This is a genomic window from Specibacter sp. AOP5-B1-6 (assembly GCF_052376555.1).
GTDB lineage: Bacteria > Actinomycetota > Actinomycetes > Actinomycetales > Micrococcaceae > Specibacter.
The window spans coordinates 88,830-105,319 of the sequence record NZ_JBQSVT010000005.1; the positions used below are offsets into that span (position 1 = coordinate 88,830).

Below are 16,490 nucleotides of genomic sequence, written 5' to 3' on the forward strand. Positions count from 1 at the left end.
CATTGGCAGCCTCGAGAAACTTACATTACGACCCCGGGAATTCACCGGGATAAGAGAAGGATGAGGGGATTATGGGCAACCATAGTGACGGCTCGCCGACAAGCTCGGACGCCGTAGCTAAGGCTGGTCAGCAAGAGGTGGACAAGTTCCAAGATCCGGGACTGCCTCCACACCGATTGCGACTGGCCGATACGAACCCCAAGGCGGCAAAGCGGGCCGAGCGCCAGGTGGCATGGCTGTTTGTCATTTCCATCGTGGGCACGCTGCTTTTCATGTTTGGTTACTTTGGCGTGCGCCTTGACGACACCTTCGCCACTTTGCGCCTCCAGAACACGTTCCTGGGCCTGGGCGTGGCATTTGCCATGCTGGGCATTGGAACCGGCATTGTGCACTGGGCCCGCGCCCTCATGCCTGACCACGAAGTGGCTGAAGACCGCCACGAGCTGCGCACGGAAGAAGACCGTGTGGCAGCTGTCCAGATCATCGACGACATCGTTGAAGAGACGGGCATCAAACGCCGCCCTCTGATCCGCAACACCCTCATCGGTGCCGTGGCCCTGGCCCCCCTGCCGGCAATCGCCATCTTCCGCGACCTTGGTCCGCTGCCGGGTGACTCCCTGCGCCACACACTGTGGCAAAAAGGCGAACGCCTCTCCCGCGACCCCGACGGCACGCCCATCAAGGCTTCCGATGTCACCATCGGCTCTGCTTTCCACGTGATTCCCGAATCGCTGAACAAGCTCACCGAAGGCAAGCTCGCCGCCAAGGCGAAGGCTGTTGTGCTCTTGATGCGCCTCAACCCGGAGGACCTTCACCCGTCCGAAGGCCGCGAGGACTGGGGATACAACGGCATCGTTGCCTACTCCAAGATTTGCACCCACGTTGGTTGCCCCGTTGCTCTCTACGAGCAGCAGACGCACCACCTGCTGTGCCCCTGCCACCAGTCAACCTTTGACTTGACGCAGGAATGCAAGGTCATCTTTGGCCCGGCAGTCCGCCCGTTGCCGCAGCTGCCCATCGCAGTTGACGCCGACGGTTACCTTGTCGCCCAGAGCGACTTCCATGAACCTGTTGGACCGAGCTTTTGGGAGCGTGGCTAATCATGTCTGCTGCAACGCAAACACCGTTCGAAGCCAAGACACCCACCGGACGCATCACCAACTTTGTTGATGAGCGTGTCGGCGGATCAGGAATGCTGCGCGAATTCGGCCGGAAGGTCTTCCCCGACCACTGGTCCTTCATGTTTGGTGAAGTCGCCCTGTACTCCTTCGTCATCCTGCTTCTTTCCGGCACCTTCCTGACGTTCTTCTTTGATCCGTCCATGGCGGAGACCCACTACAACGGCCCCTACGTCCCGCTCAAGGGCGTGGAAATGTCGGTGGCCTACGACTCAACCCTGCGGCTCTCCTTCGAGGTCCGCGGCGGCTTGTTCATGCGCCAGGTGCACCACTGGTCGGCGCTGCTCTTTGCTGCTGCCGTAGCCGTGCACATGCTGCGCGTGTTCTTCACGGGCGCGTTCCGCAAGCCCCGCGAGCTGAACTGGGTTGTGGGTGGCGTACTGCTGATCCTGTCCCTGGCAGCCGGCTTCACCGGATACTCACTCCCCGATGACCTGCTCTCCGGCAACGGCCTGCGCATCATTGACGGCGTGGTCAAGTCTGTACCCGTTGTCGGAACGTACATTTCGTTCTTCCTGTTCGGCGGAGAATTCCCCGGCACGGTCATTGTTGGCCGCCTGTACATGATGCACATCATGCTGGTGCCCGCCTTGATCCTGCTCATGGTGGCCATCCACCTGTTCATGGTTGTCATTCACAAGCACACCCAGTACCCCGGCCCGGGACGCAACGACCGCAACGTCGTCGGCTACCCGCTCGGCCCGGTATACGCGGCAAAGGCTGGCGGCTTCTTCTTCATCGTCTTCGGCATCATTGCCTTCATCTCCGCGTTCTTCCAGATCAACCCGGTCTGGAACTACGGCCCGTACGACCCCTCCCCCGTTTCGGCAGGCACCCAGCCTGACTGGTACATCGGATTTGTTGACGGCGCATTGCGCTTGATGCCGGGCTGGTTCTTCAATATCCCGATGGAATGGCACATCCCATTCCCGTGGGGCACCAACACCTTGTCCTTCAACGTGCTTGGGCCGGCATTGATCCCGGCAGGCATCTTGTTCATGCTGTTGTTCGCCTACCCGTGGATTGAGCGCTGGGTAACCCGCGACCACCGCGAACACCACGTGCTTGACCGCCCGAGGAACGCCCCGACTCGCACCGCCATCGGTGTTGCAGGGTTCATCTTCTACTGCGTCATGTGGGCTGCGGCAAGCTCCGACTTGATCGCCACGCACTTCGAGGTATCCCTCAACGACGTGACGTACTGGTTGCGGGCACTGTTCTTCATCGGCCCGATCCTGGGCTTCATCGTCACCAAGCGGGTGGCGCTTGCGCTGCAGCGCAAGGATCGCGAGATCGCACTGCACGGCCGCGAGACAGGCCGCATTGTGCGCCTGCCGCACGGCGAGTTCCAGGAGATTCACGCACAACTCGACGACTACAAGCGCTACAAGCTTGTTGGTTACGAGTCACCCGTTGCTGAAGACGGCATCCCGAACGAAAACGGGATCGTCACCAAGACGGAGAAGATGCGCAGCAGGCTCAGCGGCTTCTTCTTCGAGGACCGTGTGGCCCCGGCCGCACCGTCGGAACTGGAAGCCGGTCACCATCACGAGGCAATTTCCGCCGGTGACGACGACAAGGCAATCACGCACTAACGATTGAACCAAGAGAGGCCGTGGTGTGGATCCCGAAAGGGGCCCGCACCACGGCTTTTTTGTTGCCTCACGGGCCGGATCTGGTCTCCCCCACGTTCGATCCTGCGGAGAACAACGGCCGGGGCGCACACTCCCGGGACGCACGTTCCTGGGACATCGGGGCTCGAGTCACAGGCAGCGGGGGCTGGTCAGCCATCAGCGCCCCGCAGGAGGTCGCCCCGTGGCCCGCTGCGGACAGCAAAGCGAGCCTGCTAGTACATGCGCCGGGCCCGCACCCCGGGACGCTGGAGCGGCACACGAAGCTTGTAGCGGTCCGCCCGGTAGAACGACACCGAGTAGTCGACCGTCGACCGGGACACAAACGCGTGGCGTTCCGTCCGGAGCACGGGCGCCCCGATGTCCACCTGCAGCAACCGGGCAATGGACGGCGTGGCAGCATTGGCCTCGATGGTGTCCTCGCCCCATTCGATGACGAGGCCGTACCGCTCTCCCAGAATGTTGTACAGCGACGACGGCGGCCCCGCGTCCAGGATGCCCGGCACGCGCCAGGCGGGGATGAAGTTCTCGTCAACGCTCATGGGCTCCTCGTCGGCCAGCAGCAGCCTGCGAAGGCGGATAACGCCCTGGCCCTCCTCGAGCTGCAATTCGCGTGCGAGACGGGCTGTGGCGGGAATTTGTTCAAAGGCGAGAGTTCTGGCCGACGGGCGCATGCCGCGTCGTGCCATTTCCTCCGAATAGGACGTCAGTTTAAGCGTGACGTCAAGTTTTGCCCGTGCCACAAAAGTGCCCAGCCCCACAACACGCTCCAGCAGCTCCTCCTCCACGAGGGCCTGGACCGCATGGCGCAGGGTCATCCGCGCCACACCAAAATGCAAGGCCAAATCACGTTCGGACGGCAGCTGACGTCCCGCCTTGCTGTGGTTCAGAATGTAATTGCGCAGCAGTTCCCGCAACTGAATATGGACCGAAACGTTCGAATCCCTGTCCAACTCCCCCGGGATGTCCCTCGCCGGTGGCACCGAATAGCCCATGAAACTCCTCTGTTCACAGGTACCAGCCTAAAACACGACTACTCTCAATACAGAACATCAACCGCCAAGGAGTTAAACCATGTACACCCGGAAAGCCACAGTGGCGGCCAGTGTGGGACTGCACGCCCGACCAGCCGCTGTCTTTGTCAGGGCCGTCAACCGGACCGGTCTGCCCATCACCCTGGCCAGGGAGGGCCTGGCCGCCGTCGACGGCCGATCATTGTTGGAGGTCATGAGTGCCGATTTCGAGCACGGCGCCGAGATTGAGATTGGCGTCGGCGCCTGCGAGGCCGACATCCAGTCCGTCCGCGCGGCCGTGGACGAGTTGGCTGCGCTGCTGCTCACTGACCTGACAGACCCGGCCTGACCCCGCAGACGGCACCTCCAGGCCCCGAGGGCTCGGCCCGGTGGCGGCCGTCCACAGATGAACCGGGCCGGAGACGCATCTCCTGACGGAAAAGACGCAGACAAAAAAATAGGGTTTGTTCCCGCCTTTCGGCGGGAACAAACCCTATTTCGTGTTCAAAAGCCCACTGCGTGCAGGCTTAGTGTGCGTGGTCTCCACGGCTGTACTCGTAGACCCAGCCAACCAAGGCGATGACGGTCAGGCCGGCGCCGAACAGGAACACCCACCAGCCCACTGCCAACCCCAGGAAACCTGAGGCGGCGGCAAGTGCGAGAACCAGCGGCCACCAGCTCCAGGGGCTGAAGTGCCCCTGCTCGCCGGAACCTTCATGAACTTCAGCATCCAGTCGATCTTCGGGACGGGGACCGACACGGTTCCCGGTGTAGAAGACATAGACGCCAATCATCAGGCAAAGGGCGGCCAGCAGGAACAAGGCCAGGTATCCGACGTGCTCATTCCAATCGACCATGAATCCGTAGACAACGGCCACCGGAATGAAGAACACGCCCAGGAGGAGGAAGAGCCATGCTTCAATCTTCATTAGTTAGCTCCCTTCGAGGATGCGCCGACCGGCTGTGCCGGCTGGTAATGCGGAGCAAGCTCCGGGTGGTGGAGATCAAGCGCCGGCCGCTCCGAGCGGATGCGAGGCAGCGAGGTGAAGTTGTGGCGCGGAGGCGGGCAGGATGTTGCCCACTCCAAGGAAGCACCGAAGCCCCAAGGGTCATCAACTTCGACCTTCTTGGCACTGCGCCAGGTGATGTACACATTCCAGAACCACGGAATCATTGATGCGCCCAGAACAAACGATGAAATCGTCGAGAACTGGTTCATCCAGGTGAAGTTGTCTTCGATCATGTAGTCGGCGTAACGACGCGGCATGCCCAAAACACCCAACCAGTGCTGGATCAGGAACGTGCCGTGGAAGCCGAGGAACAAGAGCCAGAAGTGAATCTTGCCCAGACGCTCGTTAAGCATCTTCCCGGTGAACTTCGGCCACCAGAAGTAGAAACCGGCAAACATGGCAAACACCACGGTGCCAAAGACCACATAGTGGAAGTGGGCGACCACAAAGTAAGTGTCAGAAACATGGAAGTCCAACGGCGGTGAGGCGAGGATGATGCCCGTCAGGCCACCGAAAAGGAACGTCACAATGAAGCCAAGGCTCCACAGCATGGGCGTTTCGAACGTCAACGAACCACGCCACATGGTGCCAATCCAGTTGAAGAACTTCACGCCTGTCGGCACCGCGATCAGCATTGTCATGAACGAGAAGAACGGCAGCATGACCTGGCCGGTCGCGTACATGTGGTGGGCCCATACCGTTACAGAAAGAGCGGCGATGGAGATCGTTGCAAAAACCAAGCCCTTGTAGCCGAAGATTGGCTTGCGACTGAACACCGGGAAGATCTCCGAGACAATGCCAAAGAAGGGCAAGGCGATGATATATACCTCGGGGTGGCCAAAGAACCAGAACAAGTGCTGCCACAACATGGCCCCGCCATATTCGGCGTCAAATATGTGTGCACCAAATCGGCGGTCAGCGCCCAAGGCGAACAGTGCAGCGGCCAGCGGCGGGAACGCCATCAGGACCAGGATGCCGGTAATCAAGGTGTTCCAGGTGAAGATGGGCATGCGCCACATCGTCATGCCGGGGGCACGCAGGCAGATGATGGTCGTGATGAAGTTGACCGAACCCAAGATGGTTCCGAAGCCAGACAGCGCCAGGCCAAACACCCACAAGTCGCCGCCGACTCCGGGGCTGAATGTGGTGTTCGACAACGGTGCGTAAGCAAACCAACCAAAGGCTGCTGCACCCTGCGGGGTGATGAACCCTGTGACTGCAATGGTGCTGCCGAACAGGAAGAACCAGAACGCCAAGGCGTTCAAGCGGGGGAACGCAACGTCGGGTGCACCAATTTGCAGGGGCATGATGACGTTGGCGAAACCGGCAAACAAGGGTGTTGCAAACATGAGCAGCATGATGGTGCCGTGCATGGTGAACAACTGGTTGTACTGATCCTTGGTCTGCAGGATCTGCATGCCAGGCTCAAAGAGTTCCGCACGGATGATGAGCGCCATGACGCCACCGAGGCAGAAGAAAATAAATGATGCAATCAGGTACATGTACCCGATGGTCTTATGGTCTGTTGAGGTGATCCAGTTGACGACAATGCGTCCCTTGGACACGGGAACGACCCTAGGTGCAGCCGAAGAGACTTCGGTTGCCGAGTACTCGAGCGTAGACACTTTCCTCTCCCCCCTACTTCTGATTCACAGAATTAATTGCGCCGGGATTACGGTCGTACTTCTCAGTCAATTCGCCGGTCTGGCCCTTTGACTTCAATTCGGCCAAGTGAGCGTCAAACTCGGCCTGGGTGACAACCTTGACATTGAACAGCATTTCCGAGTGGTACTCGCCGCAAAGCTCAGCACACTTGCCGTCGTACGTGCCCAGCGCCGTGGGCGTGAGGGTCATGTAGTTGGTCTTGCCCGGGAGCATGTCCTTCTTGTCCAGGAACGCAGGTACCCAGAAGGAATGAATCACTTCGCGGGAGTTCAACTGCAGCTCAACCGAACGGTTCACGGGCAAATACAGTGTGGGCAGCGTTGACTTGTCGAACGGCTTGCCGTCCAGCTCTGCCTGGACACCTACGGAATACACTGAATCCTTGACGTCGTTGCCGGCCAGGTAGTTAAAGTCGAATGACCACTGCTTGGCCCGCACGTCGATGGTGACATCCGGGTTGTCGTCACGGGCGTTGATGGACTGCTGCTCCACATCGGTGAAGTGGAAGAACACCAGCACCATGAACAACGGCACCAAAACGTAAAAGATCTCCAACGGGAGGTTGTAACTGGTCTGTCGGGGGAAACCAGTGGCACCCTTGCGACGACGGTACGCAATGATGCACCAGATGATCAGACCCCACGTGATGAGGCCGATGATCAAGACTGTGATCCAGGTGTTGACCCAGAGATCAATGATCCCGGCCGTGTGATTGGTGGTATCACGCTCGCCTGGCATCCAGCCATTCTTATTCTCTGCCGTACATCCTGACAAAGCTAACGCTCCGGCAATCGCCAACCCCGTTAGGGGGATGACTTTTGCGCGTCGGCTGCCGGTTCGGTCCTGCGAACTCACAGACGGCCCTTCCTCTTCTTACTGTGCTCTGCGGCGGACTATTCCCGCCGAAGCTAAATGGGTTTTACTACTCGATGTAGAGCTTACCGCTATGGCAGGCAAAATGCGCACCAAACCCTCCGTGCGTCGAATGTCCATCTGGAATTTTTTCCGACAGGCTCTACATCGAGTAGAAAGACGTGCTTAGTGGAATGAATCACCGCAGGCGCAAGAGCCCCCGGCATTCGGGTTGTCGATGGTGAAACCCTGCTTTGAAATGGTGTCTTCAAAGTCAATGCTTGCACCATCGAGGTAGGGCACGCTCATCTTGTCAATGACAACTTCAACACCTTCAAAGTCGCGCACAGCGTCCCCGTCGAGCATCCGCTCGTCAAAGTAGAGCTGGTAGATCAGGCCTGAACAACCACCAGGCTGAACAGCCACACGCAGTCGCAGGTCCGTGCGGCCTTCTTGTTCAAGCAGGCTGCGCACCTTGCCGGCAGCAACATCGCTGATCAACACACCGTGGGTGGGCAGTTCGGCCTGTGCAACAGCGGCAGATGAGGTTTCTTCGTGGACATTTGCTGTCATGGCATTTCCTTACGTGAGAGTACTACTACATGCTACGTCGGGCCCGGCAGGGGCGCTAACTTATGTCAACCATAGCGTCATGCCTTCTGTTCCCGAGCTTCGTCGAGTGCACCGTGGTTGATGGCTGCCAGCAGGAGCGTCTGGGCCACAATTGCCTTCTCAAAGTCGCCCAGGTGCAGGGATTCGTTGGCGCTGTGCGCCCGGGAATCCGGGTCTTCCACGCCCGTGACGAGGATTTGGGCGTTCGGGTACGTGGCCTTCAGGTCTGCGATGAAGGGGATGGAGCCTCCCATGCCCGTTTCGACGGCGGCGACGCCCCACGACTCCCCCAGCGCCCACAGTGCTGCCTGCGCGGCCGGGGCCTGGGTGTTGGTGGCGAAGGCCTGCCCTGCCTCTCCGGGGGTGAACGTGGCCGTTGCACCGAAGGGTGCGTGCGCCCGCACGTGCTCCCGGATTGCCGCCATGGCCTCCGAGGGGTCCTGCCCCGGCGCCAGGCGGAGGCTGATCTTGGCCCGGGCTGCGGGAAGGAGCGTGTTGGAACTCATATCCACGCTGGGCATGTCCATGCCAATGACGGACAGTGCCGGCTGGGTCCACAGGCGTGAGGTGATGCTGCCCTTCCCCGCGAGCCGGACGCCTTCGAGCACGGCAGCGTCCGCGCGGAAGGTTTCCTCCGGATAGTCCACCACAGGCTCCACGCCGCGGTGCAGGCCCTCGATGGCGACCGAGCCTTGTTCGTCGTGGAAGGTGGCGATCAGCCGGGCCAGGAGGGTGGGGGCATCGAGCAGCGGTCCGCCGAACATGCCCGAGTGCACTGCATGGTCGGTGACCCGCACGTCCACCGTGCCGTCGACGAGGCCGCGCAGGCTCGTGGTCAGCGCGGGGATTCCGACCTGCCAGTTGGCAGAGTCGGCGACGACAATGACATCGCCGGCCAGCAGTTCGCGGTGTTCCTTCAGGAACGTGCCGAAAGTGGGCGAGCCCGCCTCCTCCTCGCCCTCGATGAAGAAGGTTACGCCGACACCAAAGTCCTCACCGAGCGTCTCGGTGATGGCCCGGAAAGCGGCGATGTGGGCCATGATGCCCGCCTTGTCGTCGGCAGCGCCGCGTCCGTACAGGCGCCCGCCGCGTTCCTGGGCCGTGAAGGGTTCGCTGCTCCACAGCTCCCGCTCCCCCGGGGGCTGCACGTCGTGATGGGCATACAGGACCACTGTTGGCCGGCCCGGTGCCGCCGCCTTTCTGGCCACGACGGCGGGCCCGCCCTGGCCGCCGTCGTCCTTGGCAACCCGGAGGATCTGCACGTCGTCCAGTCCGGTGGAGCGGATCAGCTCGGCAACCGCCTCCGCGCTGCGCTCCAGTTGTGCGGCATCAAAGGCGTCCCACGCGATGCCGGGGATCGCCACGAGCTCCACCAGCTCCGCCACAGTCTTGGCGAAGCTGGCTGCCACGCGGTCGCGCAGCTCGGCTGTGGGCAGTTGGGCAGTGATGGATGTCAAATTGGCGCCAAGTTCATTGGCTGCCGGTTGTTGAGGGGTCATATTCCCCAGACTACCGCCGCCGAAGTCGCCACGGTCAAGCTGAAGAGCCGGTTCGGGGTATCCTTTATGGGTGTTTGGACGTAAGAAAGATCAAGCCCCCGACCCGCAGATAACGCCTGCCTCCGACGAGCAGTTTGCCCGGTTCAAGGACCCGCAATCAGCCAAGGGCGTGCCCACGCCCTCGCGCAGGGCACAGGAAGAGGCACGCAAGCGCCCCCTGGTGCCCAATGATCGGGCGGCCGCCAAGGTTGCCGCCCGTGATGCCCGGCGTGAGGAACAGGCCCGCATGCGCCGCGCCCTCGACACCGGCGAAGAGCGGTTCCTGCCGGCCCGTGACAAGGGACCCCAGAAGCGTTACGCCCGCGACTATGTTGATGCAAGGTTCAGCCTCGGCGAGTTCGTGATGTTTGCTGCGCTGGCCATCGTGCTGCTGACTGTCATCATTCCCGTGCGCAATTCCGACGGCAGCTCCAACAACTCCCAGCTGATCATCTTTGGGTTGTTCTGGGTCATGGTCGCCTTTGTGGCCGTTGACGTGTGGCTGATGTCGCGCAAACTCAAGAAGCTGCTGGCCGCGAAATTCGGCTCCGTTGATTCCGGCGTCGTCTGGTACGGCTCCATGCGATCCATGCAGTTCCGCCGCCTCCGCCTCCCCAAGCCCATGGTGCGCCGCGGGGAATGGCCTTCCTGACCCTGTCAAGACCCCGCCCGGACGCAACCCGCCGGCCGCTTCCCCACGGAAGCGGCCGGCGTCGTCATTTAAGACCGGACACTCTTGGGCTCCCGGTGCCCCTCGGCCGCCGGCGCCTAACGCTAGGCTTGGCTCATGGAATATCGCTACCTCGGCCGATCGGGCCTGAAAATCACTGAAATCACCTACGGCAACTGGCTCACCCACGGCTCCCAGGTGGAGAATGACGTGGCCACGGCGTGCGTTCGTGCCGCGCTCGACGCCGGCATCACCACCTTTGACACGGCCGACGCCTACGCCAACGGCGCCGCAGAGGAAGTCCTCGGTGCGGCCCTGGCCTCCGAGCGGCGTGAATCCTTGGAGGTGTTCACCAAGGTCTACTGGCCGGTGGGGCCCAAGGGACCCAACGACACGGGCCTCTCCCGCAAACACATCATGGAAGGCATCAACAATTCCCTGCGCCGCCTGAACATGGACTATGTGGATCTCTACCAGGCGCACCGCTACGACCATGAAACCCCGCTCGAAGAGACCATCGCCGCCTTTGCCGACGTCGTCCGTGCGGGCAAGGCGCTCTACATCGGTGTCTCGGAATGGAATGCCCAGCAGCTGCGCGACGGCCAGCGCCTGGCCCGGGAAGCAGGGTTCTCCCTGGTCTCAAACCAGCCGCAGTACTCTGCCCTGTGGCGGGTCATTGAACCCGAAGTGATCCCGGCGGCGAAGGAGCTGGGCATGTCGCAGGTCGTGTGGTCCCCGATGGCGCAGGGCGTGTTGAGCGGCAAGTACCTGCCCGGTGCGCCGCTGCCGGCCGGATCCCGTGCAACCGACGAGCACGGCGGGGCGAACACCATCAAGGCCTTCCTCGATGACGACATCCTCAGGAACGTGCAGAAGCTGCAGCCCGTCGCCCATGAATTGGGCCTGAGCATGCCGCAGCTGGCCATCGCCTGGGTGCTGCAAAACGACAACGTCGCCACTGCCCTGGTTGGTGCGTCCCGCCCCGAGCAGGTCGCAGAGAACGTGAAGGCGTCCGGCGTGAAGATCCCGGCCGAACTCATGGCAGCAATTGACACCGCTCTGGCGCCCAGCCTCGTCAACGACCCGGCCAAGACAGTCAGCCCGCCGACGCGCGTGGCGTAACCGGAGACGAAAGCCCGGCCCCTCCGTCACAGACCCCTCGCGAGCAGTATGATTTTGCCGCTCGTTCCTCGCGAGCAAAATCCATCCTCGCTCCGGGGCCTCCAACTGCGGGGCCGGGCTTCGTCCTGTCCAGAACTATTTGCGCAGGGCTGCCAGTTCCTTGTTGATGCGGGCCGCCCAGAACGGTCCTTCGTACAGGAAGGCCGTGTAGCCCTGCACCAGGGTGGCACCCGCGTCAAGGCGTTCCTGAACCTCCGCACCGGTCTCCACGCCGCCAACCGAGATCAGTGTCAGCCGCTCGCCCACGGCTGCTTTCAGCTGGCGCAGCACCGCAAGTGACCGCGCCTTCAGCGGAGCCCCGGACAGTCCGCCGGCTCCCTTTTCAGCCACCAGTGCGGACGGGCTGTGCAGGCCGTCGCGGCTGATGGTGGTGTTCGTGCAGATGATGCCGTCGAGCTGGAGTTCCAGTGCCAGCGCGGCAACGTCGGCCACGTCTTCGTCGGCCAGGTCGGGGGCAATTTTCACCAACAGCGGGACATGCCTGCCGGCAGCCGCATCGGCTGCTTCCCGGACACCCGTAAGCAGCGGACGCAGTGTGGCAACGTCCTGGAGCAGGCGCAGGCCAGGGGTGTTGGGCGAGCTCACGTTGACAACGAGGTAGTCGGCGGCAGGGGCAAGGGTGCTGGCGCTGACAAGGTAGTCCCCGAGCGCATCAGCCAGCTCAACCACCTTGGTCTTGCCAATGTTCACCCCCACAATCGGACGCACTGCGGGGTAGTTCCTGCCCAGGCCTGCCAACGCCTGCTTGAGTCGTGGCGCCACGGCGGCTGCGCCGTCGTTATTAAAACCCATGCGGTTGATCACGGCACGGTCCTCAACCAGGCGGAAGAGCCGCGGCTGGGGGTTGCCCGCCTGCGGCTGCCCGGTGATGGTCCCCACTTCAACGTGGCCGAAGCCCAAATTGGCCAGCGCATTGATGCCCTTGCCCTCCTTGTCGAACCCGGCCGCAAGCCCGAACGGGGTGGGGAAGGTCAGGCCAAGCGCCTCGGTCTGCAGTGACGCCGGGGGCGCAAACATGCGCCGCAGCACGGCACCAGCCCCCACCGCCTGGCTCGCCTTGATCATGGTGAAGCCGATCTTGTGCGCCCGTTCGGCGTCCATCCAGGAGAAACAGAGCCGGAAAACTGTGGGATATATTCGCATGTTCCTAGTTTTCCGGTTCGGCGCCGGAACTGCAAAACACCTCCGCCGGAACGATGCCGCATCCGGCCCGGCAAAGCGCGTTAGCATGTCCTCATGGATAGCAATGGTGCAAGGACATGGCAGCACGCGGACGTTGTGGTCGTTGGGGCCGGGCTCTCCGGCCTGGTCAGCGCGGCGGAGGCGTACAACGCCGGGCGCACGGTGTTGATTCTGGATCAAGAACCCGAGGCGTCCCTTGGCGGTCAGGCACACTGGTCCTTCGGCGGGCTTTTTCTCGTGGATTCCCCCGAACAGCGCCGCCTGGGCGTGAAGGATTCGGCCGAGCTTGCGCTCTCCGATTGGCTTGGTTCTGCAGCGTTTGACCGTCCCGAGGACGCCTGGCCACGGCGCTGGGCCGAGGCGTACGTCGATTTTGCGGCGGGCGAGAAGCGGGCCTGGCTGCATTCGCTGGGCGTCCGGTTCTTTCCCCTGGTGCAGTGGGCCGAGCGCGGCGGCTATGACGCCCAGGGCCACGGCAATTCGGTCCCTCGTTTCCATGTGGTGTGGGGCACCGGCCCCGGTATTCTTGCGCCGTTCCTGGCCAAGGTCCAGGAGGGCGTGGCCGCCGGCAAAGTGCAGCTGGCCTTCCGGCACCGTGCCACGGAGCTGATGTTCGACGGCGGATCCGTCACCGGGGTGCGCGGCGACGTGCTTGAGGACTCCGCGGCCAACCGTGGCGAAGCCAGCAGCAGGGAAGTCACTGGCGGGTTCAATGTGTCGGCCGAAGCGGTCATTGTGACAACCGGCGGCATCGGCGGCAATCACCCGATGGTTCGCGAGCAGTGGCCCAACGGCACCGGCCCGGACTACATGCTGACTGGAGTTCCAGCCTCGGTCGACGGCGAATTCCAGCAGGCCGTGGCCCGTGCCGGCGGCGCCTTGATCAACACGGACCGGATGTGGCACTATCCGGAAGGCATTCACAATCCAGACCCTGTGTGGCCCAACCACGGCATCCGGATCCTCTCCGGACCATCCCCGTTGTGGCTTGATGCCACGGGGCGCCGGCTGCCGGTCCCCTTGTTCCCGGGCTTCGACTCACTGGGCACGTTGCGGCATCTGGAAACCACGGGCCACGACCACTCCTGGTTCGTGTTGAACAAAACGATCATCAGCAAGGAATTTGCGCTGTCCGGATCCGAGCAGAACCCTGATTTGACGGGCAAGGACATGAAGCTGCTGGCGAAGCGGGCCCTTCCCGGAGCCACGGGTCCGGTCCAAAAATTCATTGATTACGGGGTGGACTTTGTTCAGGCCGACACCGCCGTGGAGCTGGCAGGGAAAATGAACAAGCTTGTCGGCTCCGGGCTGATCGATCCTGACGGACTGCAGGAGACCCTGGTGGCCAGGGACCGGCAGGTCAGCAGTGGCCTGGGCAAGGACACGCAGCTCAATGCCATCAGGGAGGCCCGCCGCTTTGCCACGGACAAACTGATGCGTGTGGTGCCGCCCCATCCGATGCTTGCCCCGGAACATGGGCCGCTCATTGCAGTCCGCCTCACAACGCTCACCCGCAAGAGCCTTGGCGGCTTGGCCACCGACCTGTCCGCGCGGGTGCTTTCCGCCGACGGAACACCCATCGAGGGACTGTATGCGGCCGGTGAGGCGGCCGGGTTCGGTGGCGGCGGGCTGCACGGCAACAGGTCGCTGGAGGGGACGTTCCTTGGCGGCTGCCTTTTCTCAGGACGCGTTGCGGGCCGGCACGCAGCTGGCGCCACGGGAGCATGACGGCGGATCAGCCACGCTGGCTCCCCGACATCCTTGGTCCCGATTACCAGGCGGCCACCTTGCGGGTCCCCATGCGACACACCGCGGGCCCAAAAAGTGGGGGCTCGGCAAGCACGCAGCCGACAGTCGCGAGTCCCGCGGCTGCCAGCGCCGCGTCCTCTGGCGCCGCAGCTGCCAGCGCCGCCCCGGTAAATTCGGCTGGCATCTACCGGGCCACGCTGGTGCGGCACCGGCCCGTGGCTGGCGCCTCGGCCGGAGACACACCGCCCGGCCGGGCGGTCTTGTTCATCCACGGCTGGAGCGACTACTTCTTCAACACCGGACTGGCGGAGTTCTTCACCGCGCGCGGCTACTCCTTCTACGCCCTGGATCTTCACAACCACGGCCGCAGCCTTGGCTCCCCTGAACTGGGCGGCTACGTGGCCGACCTTGCCGACTACGACGCCGAGATTCTTGCAGCCCACGCAGCCATCGCCGTGGAGACTGCCGGGGCCCGGGCTGCAACGGAGGGCGCTGGCCAGTCCGAGCACCGGATCATTTTGCTGGGGCATTCCACGGGCGGCTTGATTGCGACCCTGTGGGCACACCACCACCCGGGCCTTGTCAGCCACTTGATTCTCAACAGCCCGTGGCTGGAAATCCAGGGCGGTGCCGCCATCAGGCGGGCTGCGACGCCCTTGGTGCAATTGGCCGATCTGCGCCCGCTCATGCGGATGCGGGTGCCCGAAAGGTCGTTTTACTGGCGTGGCATCAGCGCCGAAGCCTACGGGGAATGGCATGTCGACAAGGCGCTTCGGCCGCCGCACGCTTTTCCGGTCCGGGCGGGTTGGATGAAGGCAATCTTGGCGGCTCAGCAGGAGGTGGCCGCCGGGCTGAAGCTGCCCATGCCGGTCCTCGTCCTGCTTTCCGCCAAGAGCCTGCTCGGGCCCGTCTGGAACGACCAGATGCTGCGGGCAGACGTCGTCCTTGATGTCCGTTCACTGGCTCTGCGGACATTGTCGCTGGGCAACAGCGTCACGCTTGAACGGCTTGACGGTGCAATCCACGAAGTGTTTCTTTCCAGCAAACCCGTCCGTGACGACGCCTACAGACGGCTGGACCGGTGGCTGCGCGGTTACGTCGAATAACTCCTGGAACACAGCTGTATTAATACATCCGTGCGGCAAGAACCGGCGCTAGGGATGGAGCATTGTCGGGGCGCGGAAGGAGTACACGGAGGCCTCCCGTCCGGTATCCGAATCTGCAGGCGGACGTCGAACCCCTGTCGCCATTCTGCTGACCGCCGACGTTTCCTGGCCATGCTTCCGTGCTTAGCGATCGGGACCGGTCGGGACCGATTCCTGACCTTCCCAGCGCGGGTGCCTCGCTCATGCGATTGTCTTGCGTTGTGGGCAGGCCGGTCTTTGGGCAGACCGGTTCGTGCCTAAGATGCTTAGTTGGGGCTGCTGTCCATGGCACCCACTCCGCCACCGTGGCGGGCCAATGACTCCGAAGAGGCCATGTTGAACGATTCGACCACCGGGACCACCGACCGCAGGGAAGATGTGTTGCGGGCAGCACTGGAAGTCTTTGGAGCCAAGGGGTACAACAAGGGTTCGTTGGCCAGCGTGGCCGAGCGTGCGGGCATGACGCGCGCTGGGGTTCTGCATCATTTTGGCTCGAAGGAGGGCCTGCTGATGGCCATGCTCACCTACCGCGACGACACGGACGTGGTGACCATCCAAATGCACGAAGGGCGTGGCGATCAAGGGTTCCTCGACCACTTGGTGGACACCGTAGCCATGAACGTTGAACGCCCTGGCGTGGTACAGGCATACACTCTCCTGAGCTCGGAGTCCGTCTCTGCCGGGCACCCCGCCAACGCCTATTTCCGGCAACGACTGGCCGCTCTCAGGGCGAAGCTTGAGGGGGCCCTACTGGAGGTTGCCGGCCCGGGAACGGACCGGGAAGCCGCCCGTGATGCGGCGTCGGCCCTCATCGCCCTCATGGACGGGCTGCAGGTGCAGTGGCTGCTGGATCCGACCGCCGTGGATATGCCGCGCATCTTGGCCAAGGTCATAAAGGACGTGGTCAATGGCATCAGCCCCAGCTCCGTGTAAGTACATTTTCGGACGGACAGCCTAGCTGTTACACAGTCACTTACTAAATGGTCATTAGGCTTTTTTAGTGATCCACATTACAGTGAGATTTCGTCGCCACACAAGCGGCACCCTTCCCTGACAAAGAAGT

Annotated in this window: 15 protein-coding genes; 8 read left to right on the forward strand and 7 right to left on the reverse strand. The window is 62.6% G+C overall.

Annotated elements, in window-relative coordinates; genetic code table 11:
* Positions 1-71: 71 nt before the first annotated feature.
* Together qcrA and qcrB are read left to right on the forward strand one after the other, a co-directional pair.
* Positions 72-1,100, forward strand: coding sequence for a cytochrome bc1 complex Rieske iron-sulfur subunit (qcrA, locus tag ACT3TS_RS03920; RefSeq protein ID WP_444530176.1), 1,029 nt, complete (start codon positions 72-74; stop codon positions 1,098-1,100).
* Positions 1,101-1,102: 2 nt separating this feature from the next.
* Positions 1,103-2,773, forward strand: a complete 1,671-nt coding sequence (gene qcrB / locus ACT3TS_RS03925) for a cytochrome bc1 complex cytochrome b subunit (protein WP_444530177.1) — start codon at positions 1,103-1,105, stop codon at positions 2,771-2,773.
* Positions 2,774-3,024: 251 nt separating this feature from the next.
* Here the strand turns inward: qcrB and ACT3TS_RS03930 are convergent, their stop codons facing one another.
* Positions 3,025-3,804 (reverse strand): GntR family transcriptional regulator, encoded by a 780-nt coding sequence (locus ACT3TS_RS03930; RefSeq protein ID WP_444530178.1) that lies wholly within the window; start codon positions 3,802-3,804, stop codon positions 3,025-3,027.
* Between the two features lie 79 nt (positions 3,805-3,883).
* Between ACT3TS_RS03930 and ACT3TS_RS03935 the strand changes: the two genes are divergently transcribed.
* The gene (locus tag ACT3TS_RS03935) at positions 3,884-4,171 is read left to right on the forward strand and encodes an HPr family phosphocarrier protein (protein WP_444530179.1); all 288 of its coding nucleotides are present in this window, start codon (positions 3,884-3,886) and stop codon (positions 4,169-4,171) included.
* A gap of 178 nt (positions 4,172-4,349) precedes the next feature.
* On the opposite strand, the gene ACT3TS_RS03940 is transcribed toward ACT3TS_RS03935, so the two are convergent.
* The 5 genes from ACT3TS_RS03940 to ACT3TS_RS03960 all read right to left on the reverse strand — a co-directional run bounded on the left by ACT3TS_RS03940 (position 4,350) and on the right by ACT3TS_RS03960 (position 9,460).
* Positions 4,350-4,751 carry a cytochrome c oxidase subunit 4 gene (locus ACT3TS_RS03940; protein ID WP_444530180.1) on the reverse strand — a complete coding sequence of 134 codons (402 nt, stop codon included), beginning with the start codon at positions 4,749-4,751 and terminating at the stop codon, positions 4,350-4,352.
* Positions 4,751-6,457: an aa3-type cytochrome oxidase subunit I gene (gene ctaD, locus ACT3TS_RS03945; protein WP_444530181.1), complete on the reverse strand. Its 1,707-nt coding sequence runs from the start codon at positions 6,455-6,457 to the stop codon at positions 4,751-4,753. The genes ACT3TS_RS03940 and ctaD overlap by 1 nt, the downstream gene beginning before the upstream one ends.
* 13 nt (positions 6,458-6,470) lie before the next feature.
* Entirely contained in the window at positions 6,471-7,352 is an 882-nt protein-coding gene (ctaC, locus tag ACT3TS_RS03950; protein WP_444530182.1) for an aa3-type cytochrome oxidase subunit II, read from the reverse strand.
* A gap of 183 nt (positions 7,353-7,535) precedes the next feature.
* Positions 7,536-7,922, reverse strand: coding sequence for a HesB/IscA family protein (locus tag ACT3TS_RS03955; protein ID WP_444530183.1), 387 nt, complete (start codon positions 7,920-7,922; stop codon positions 7,536-7,538).
* A gap of 77 nt (positions 7,923-7,999) precedes the next feature.
* Positions 8,000-9,460, reverse strand: a complete 1,461-nt coding sequence (locus ACT3TS_RS03960) for a dipeptidase (RefSeq protein ID WP_444530184.1) — start codon at positions 9,458-9,460, stop codon at positions 8,000-8,002.
* Positions 9,461-9,530: 70 nt separating this feature from the next.
* Between ACT3TS_RS03960 and ACT3TS_RS03965 the strand changes: the two genes are divergently transcribed.
* Both ACT3TS_RS03965 and ACT3TS_RS03970 read left to right on the forward strand, forming a co-directional pair.
* Complete coding sequence (locus ACT3TS_RS03965) at positions 9,531-10,151, forward strand: DUF3043 domain-containing protein (protein WP_444530185.1); 621 nt, start codon at positions 9,531-9,533, stop codon at positions 10,149-10,151.
* A 135-nt stretch (positions 10,152-10,286) separates the two neighbouring features.
* Positions 10,287-11,291 (forward strand): aldo/keto reductase family protein, encoded by a 1,005-nt coding sequence (locus ACT3TS_RS03970; protein WP_444530186.1) that lies wholly within the window; start codon positions 10,287-10,289, stop codon positions 11,289-11,291.
* Between the two features lie 135 nt (positions 11,292-11,426).
* On the opposite strand, the gene ACT3TS_RS03975 is transcribed toward ACT3TS_RS03970, so the two are convergent.
* Positions 11,427-12,494, reverse strand: coding sequence for a quinone-dependent dihydroorotate dehydrogenase (locus ACT3TS_RS03975; RefSeq protein ID WP_444530187.1), 1,068 nt, complete (start codon positions 12,492-12,494; stop codon positions 11,427-11,429).
* 93 nt (positions 12,495-12,587) lie between these two features.
* Between ACT3TS_RS03975 and ACT3TS_RS03980 the strand changes: the two genes are divergently transcribed.
* The 3 genes from ACT3TS_RS03980 (at position 12,588) to ACT3TS_RS03990 (ending at position 16,360) form a co-directional block, all read left to right on the forward strand.
* Entirely contained in the window at positions 12,588-14,261 is a 1,674-nt protein-coding gene (locus ACT3TS_RS03980) for an FAD-binding dehydrogenase (RefSeq protein WP_444530188.1), read from the forward strand.
* Positions 14,258-15,388: an alpha/beta hydrolase gene (locus ACT3TS_RS03985; RefSeq protein ID WP_444530189.1), complete on the forward strand. Its 1,131-nt coding sequence runs from the start codon at positions 14,258-14,260 to the stop codon at positions 15,386-15,388. Before ACT3TS_RS03980 ends, ACT3TS_RS03985 begins: the two co-directional genes overlap by 4 nt.
* 324 nt (positions 15,389-15,712) lie before the next feature.
* Positions 15,713-16,360: a TetR/AcrR family transcriptional regulator gene (locus ACT3TS_RS03990; protein ID WP_444530190.1), complete on the forward strand. Its 648-nt coding sequence runs from the start codon at positions 15,713-15,715 to the stop codon at positions 16,358-16,360.
* Positions 16,361-16,490: the final 130 nt, after the last annotated feature.

Coding starts and splice junctions, on each gene's coding strand:
- qcrA (WP_444530176.1), top strand. CDS start 72: ATGGGCAACCATAGTGACGGCTCGCCGACAAGCTCGGACGCCGTAGCT.
- qcrB (WP_444530177.1), top strand. CDS start 1,103: ATGTCTGCTGCAACGCAAACACCGTTCGAAGCCAAGACACCCACCGGA.
- ACT3TS_RS03930 (WP_444530178.1), bottom strand. CDS start 3,804: ATGGGCTATTCGGTGCCACCGGCGAGGGACATCCCGGGGGAGTTGGAC.
- ACT3TS_RS03935 (WP_444530179.1), top strand. CDS start 3,884: ATGTACACCCGGAAAGCCACAGTGGCGGCCAGTGTGGGACTGCACGCC.
- ACT3TS_RS03940 (WP_444530180.1), bottom strand. CDS start 4,751: ATGAAGATTGAAGCATGGCTCTTCCTCCTCCTGGGCGTGTTCTTCATT.
- ACT3TS_RS03955 (WP_444530183.1), bottom strand. CDS start 7,922: ATGACAGCAAATGTCCACGAAGAAACCTCATCTGCCGCTGTTGCACAG.
- ACT3TS_RS03960 (WP_444530184.1), bottom strand. CDS start 9,460: ATGACCCCTCAACAACCGGCAGCCAATGAACTTGGCGCCAATTTGACA.
- ACT3TS_RS03970 (WP_444530186.1), top strand. CDS start 10,287: ATGGAATATCGCTACCTCGGCCGATCGGGCCTGAAAATCACTGAAATC.
- ACT3TS_RS03975 (WP_444530187.1), bottom strand. CDS start 12,494: ATGCGAATATATCCCACAGTTTTCCGGCTCTGTTTCTCCTGGATGGAC.
- ACT3TS_RS03980 (WP_444530188.1), top strand. CDS start 12,588: ATGGATAGCAATGGTGCAAGGACATGGCAGCACGCGGACGTTGTGGTC.
- ACT3TS_RS03985 (WP_444530189.1), top strand. CDS start 14,258: ATGACGGCGGATCAGCCACGCTGGCTCCCCGACATCCTTGGTCCCGAT.
- ACT3TS_RS03990 (WP_444530190.1), top strand. CDS start 15,713: ATGGCACCCACTCCGCCACCGTGGCGGGCCAATGACTCCGAAGAGGCC.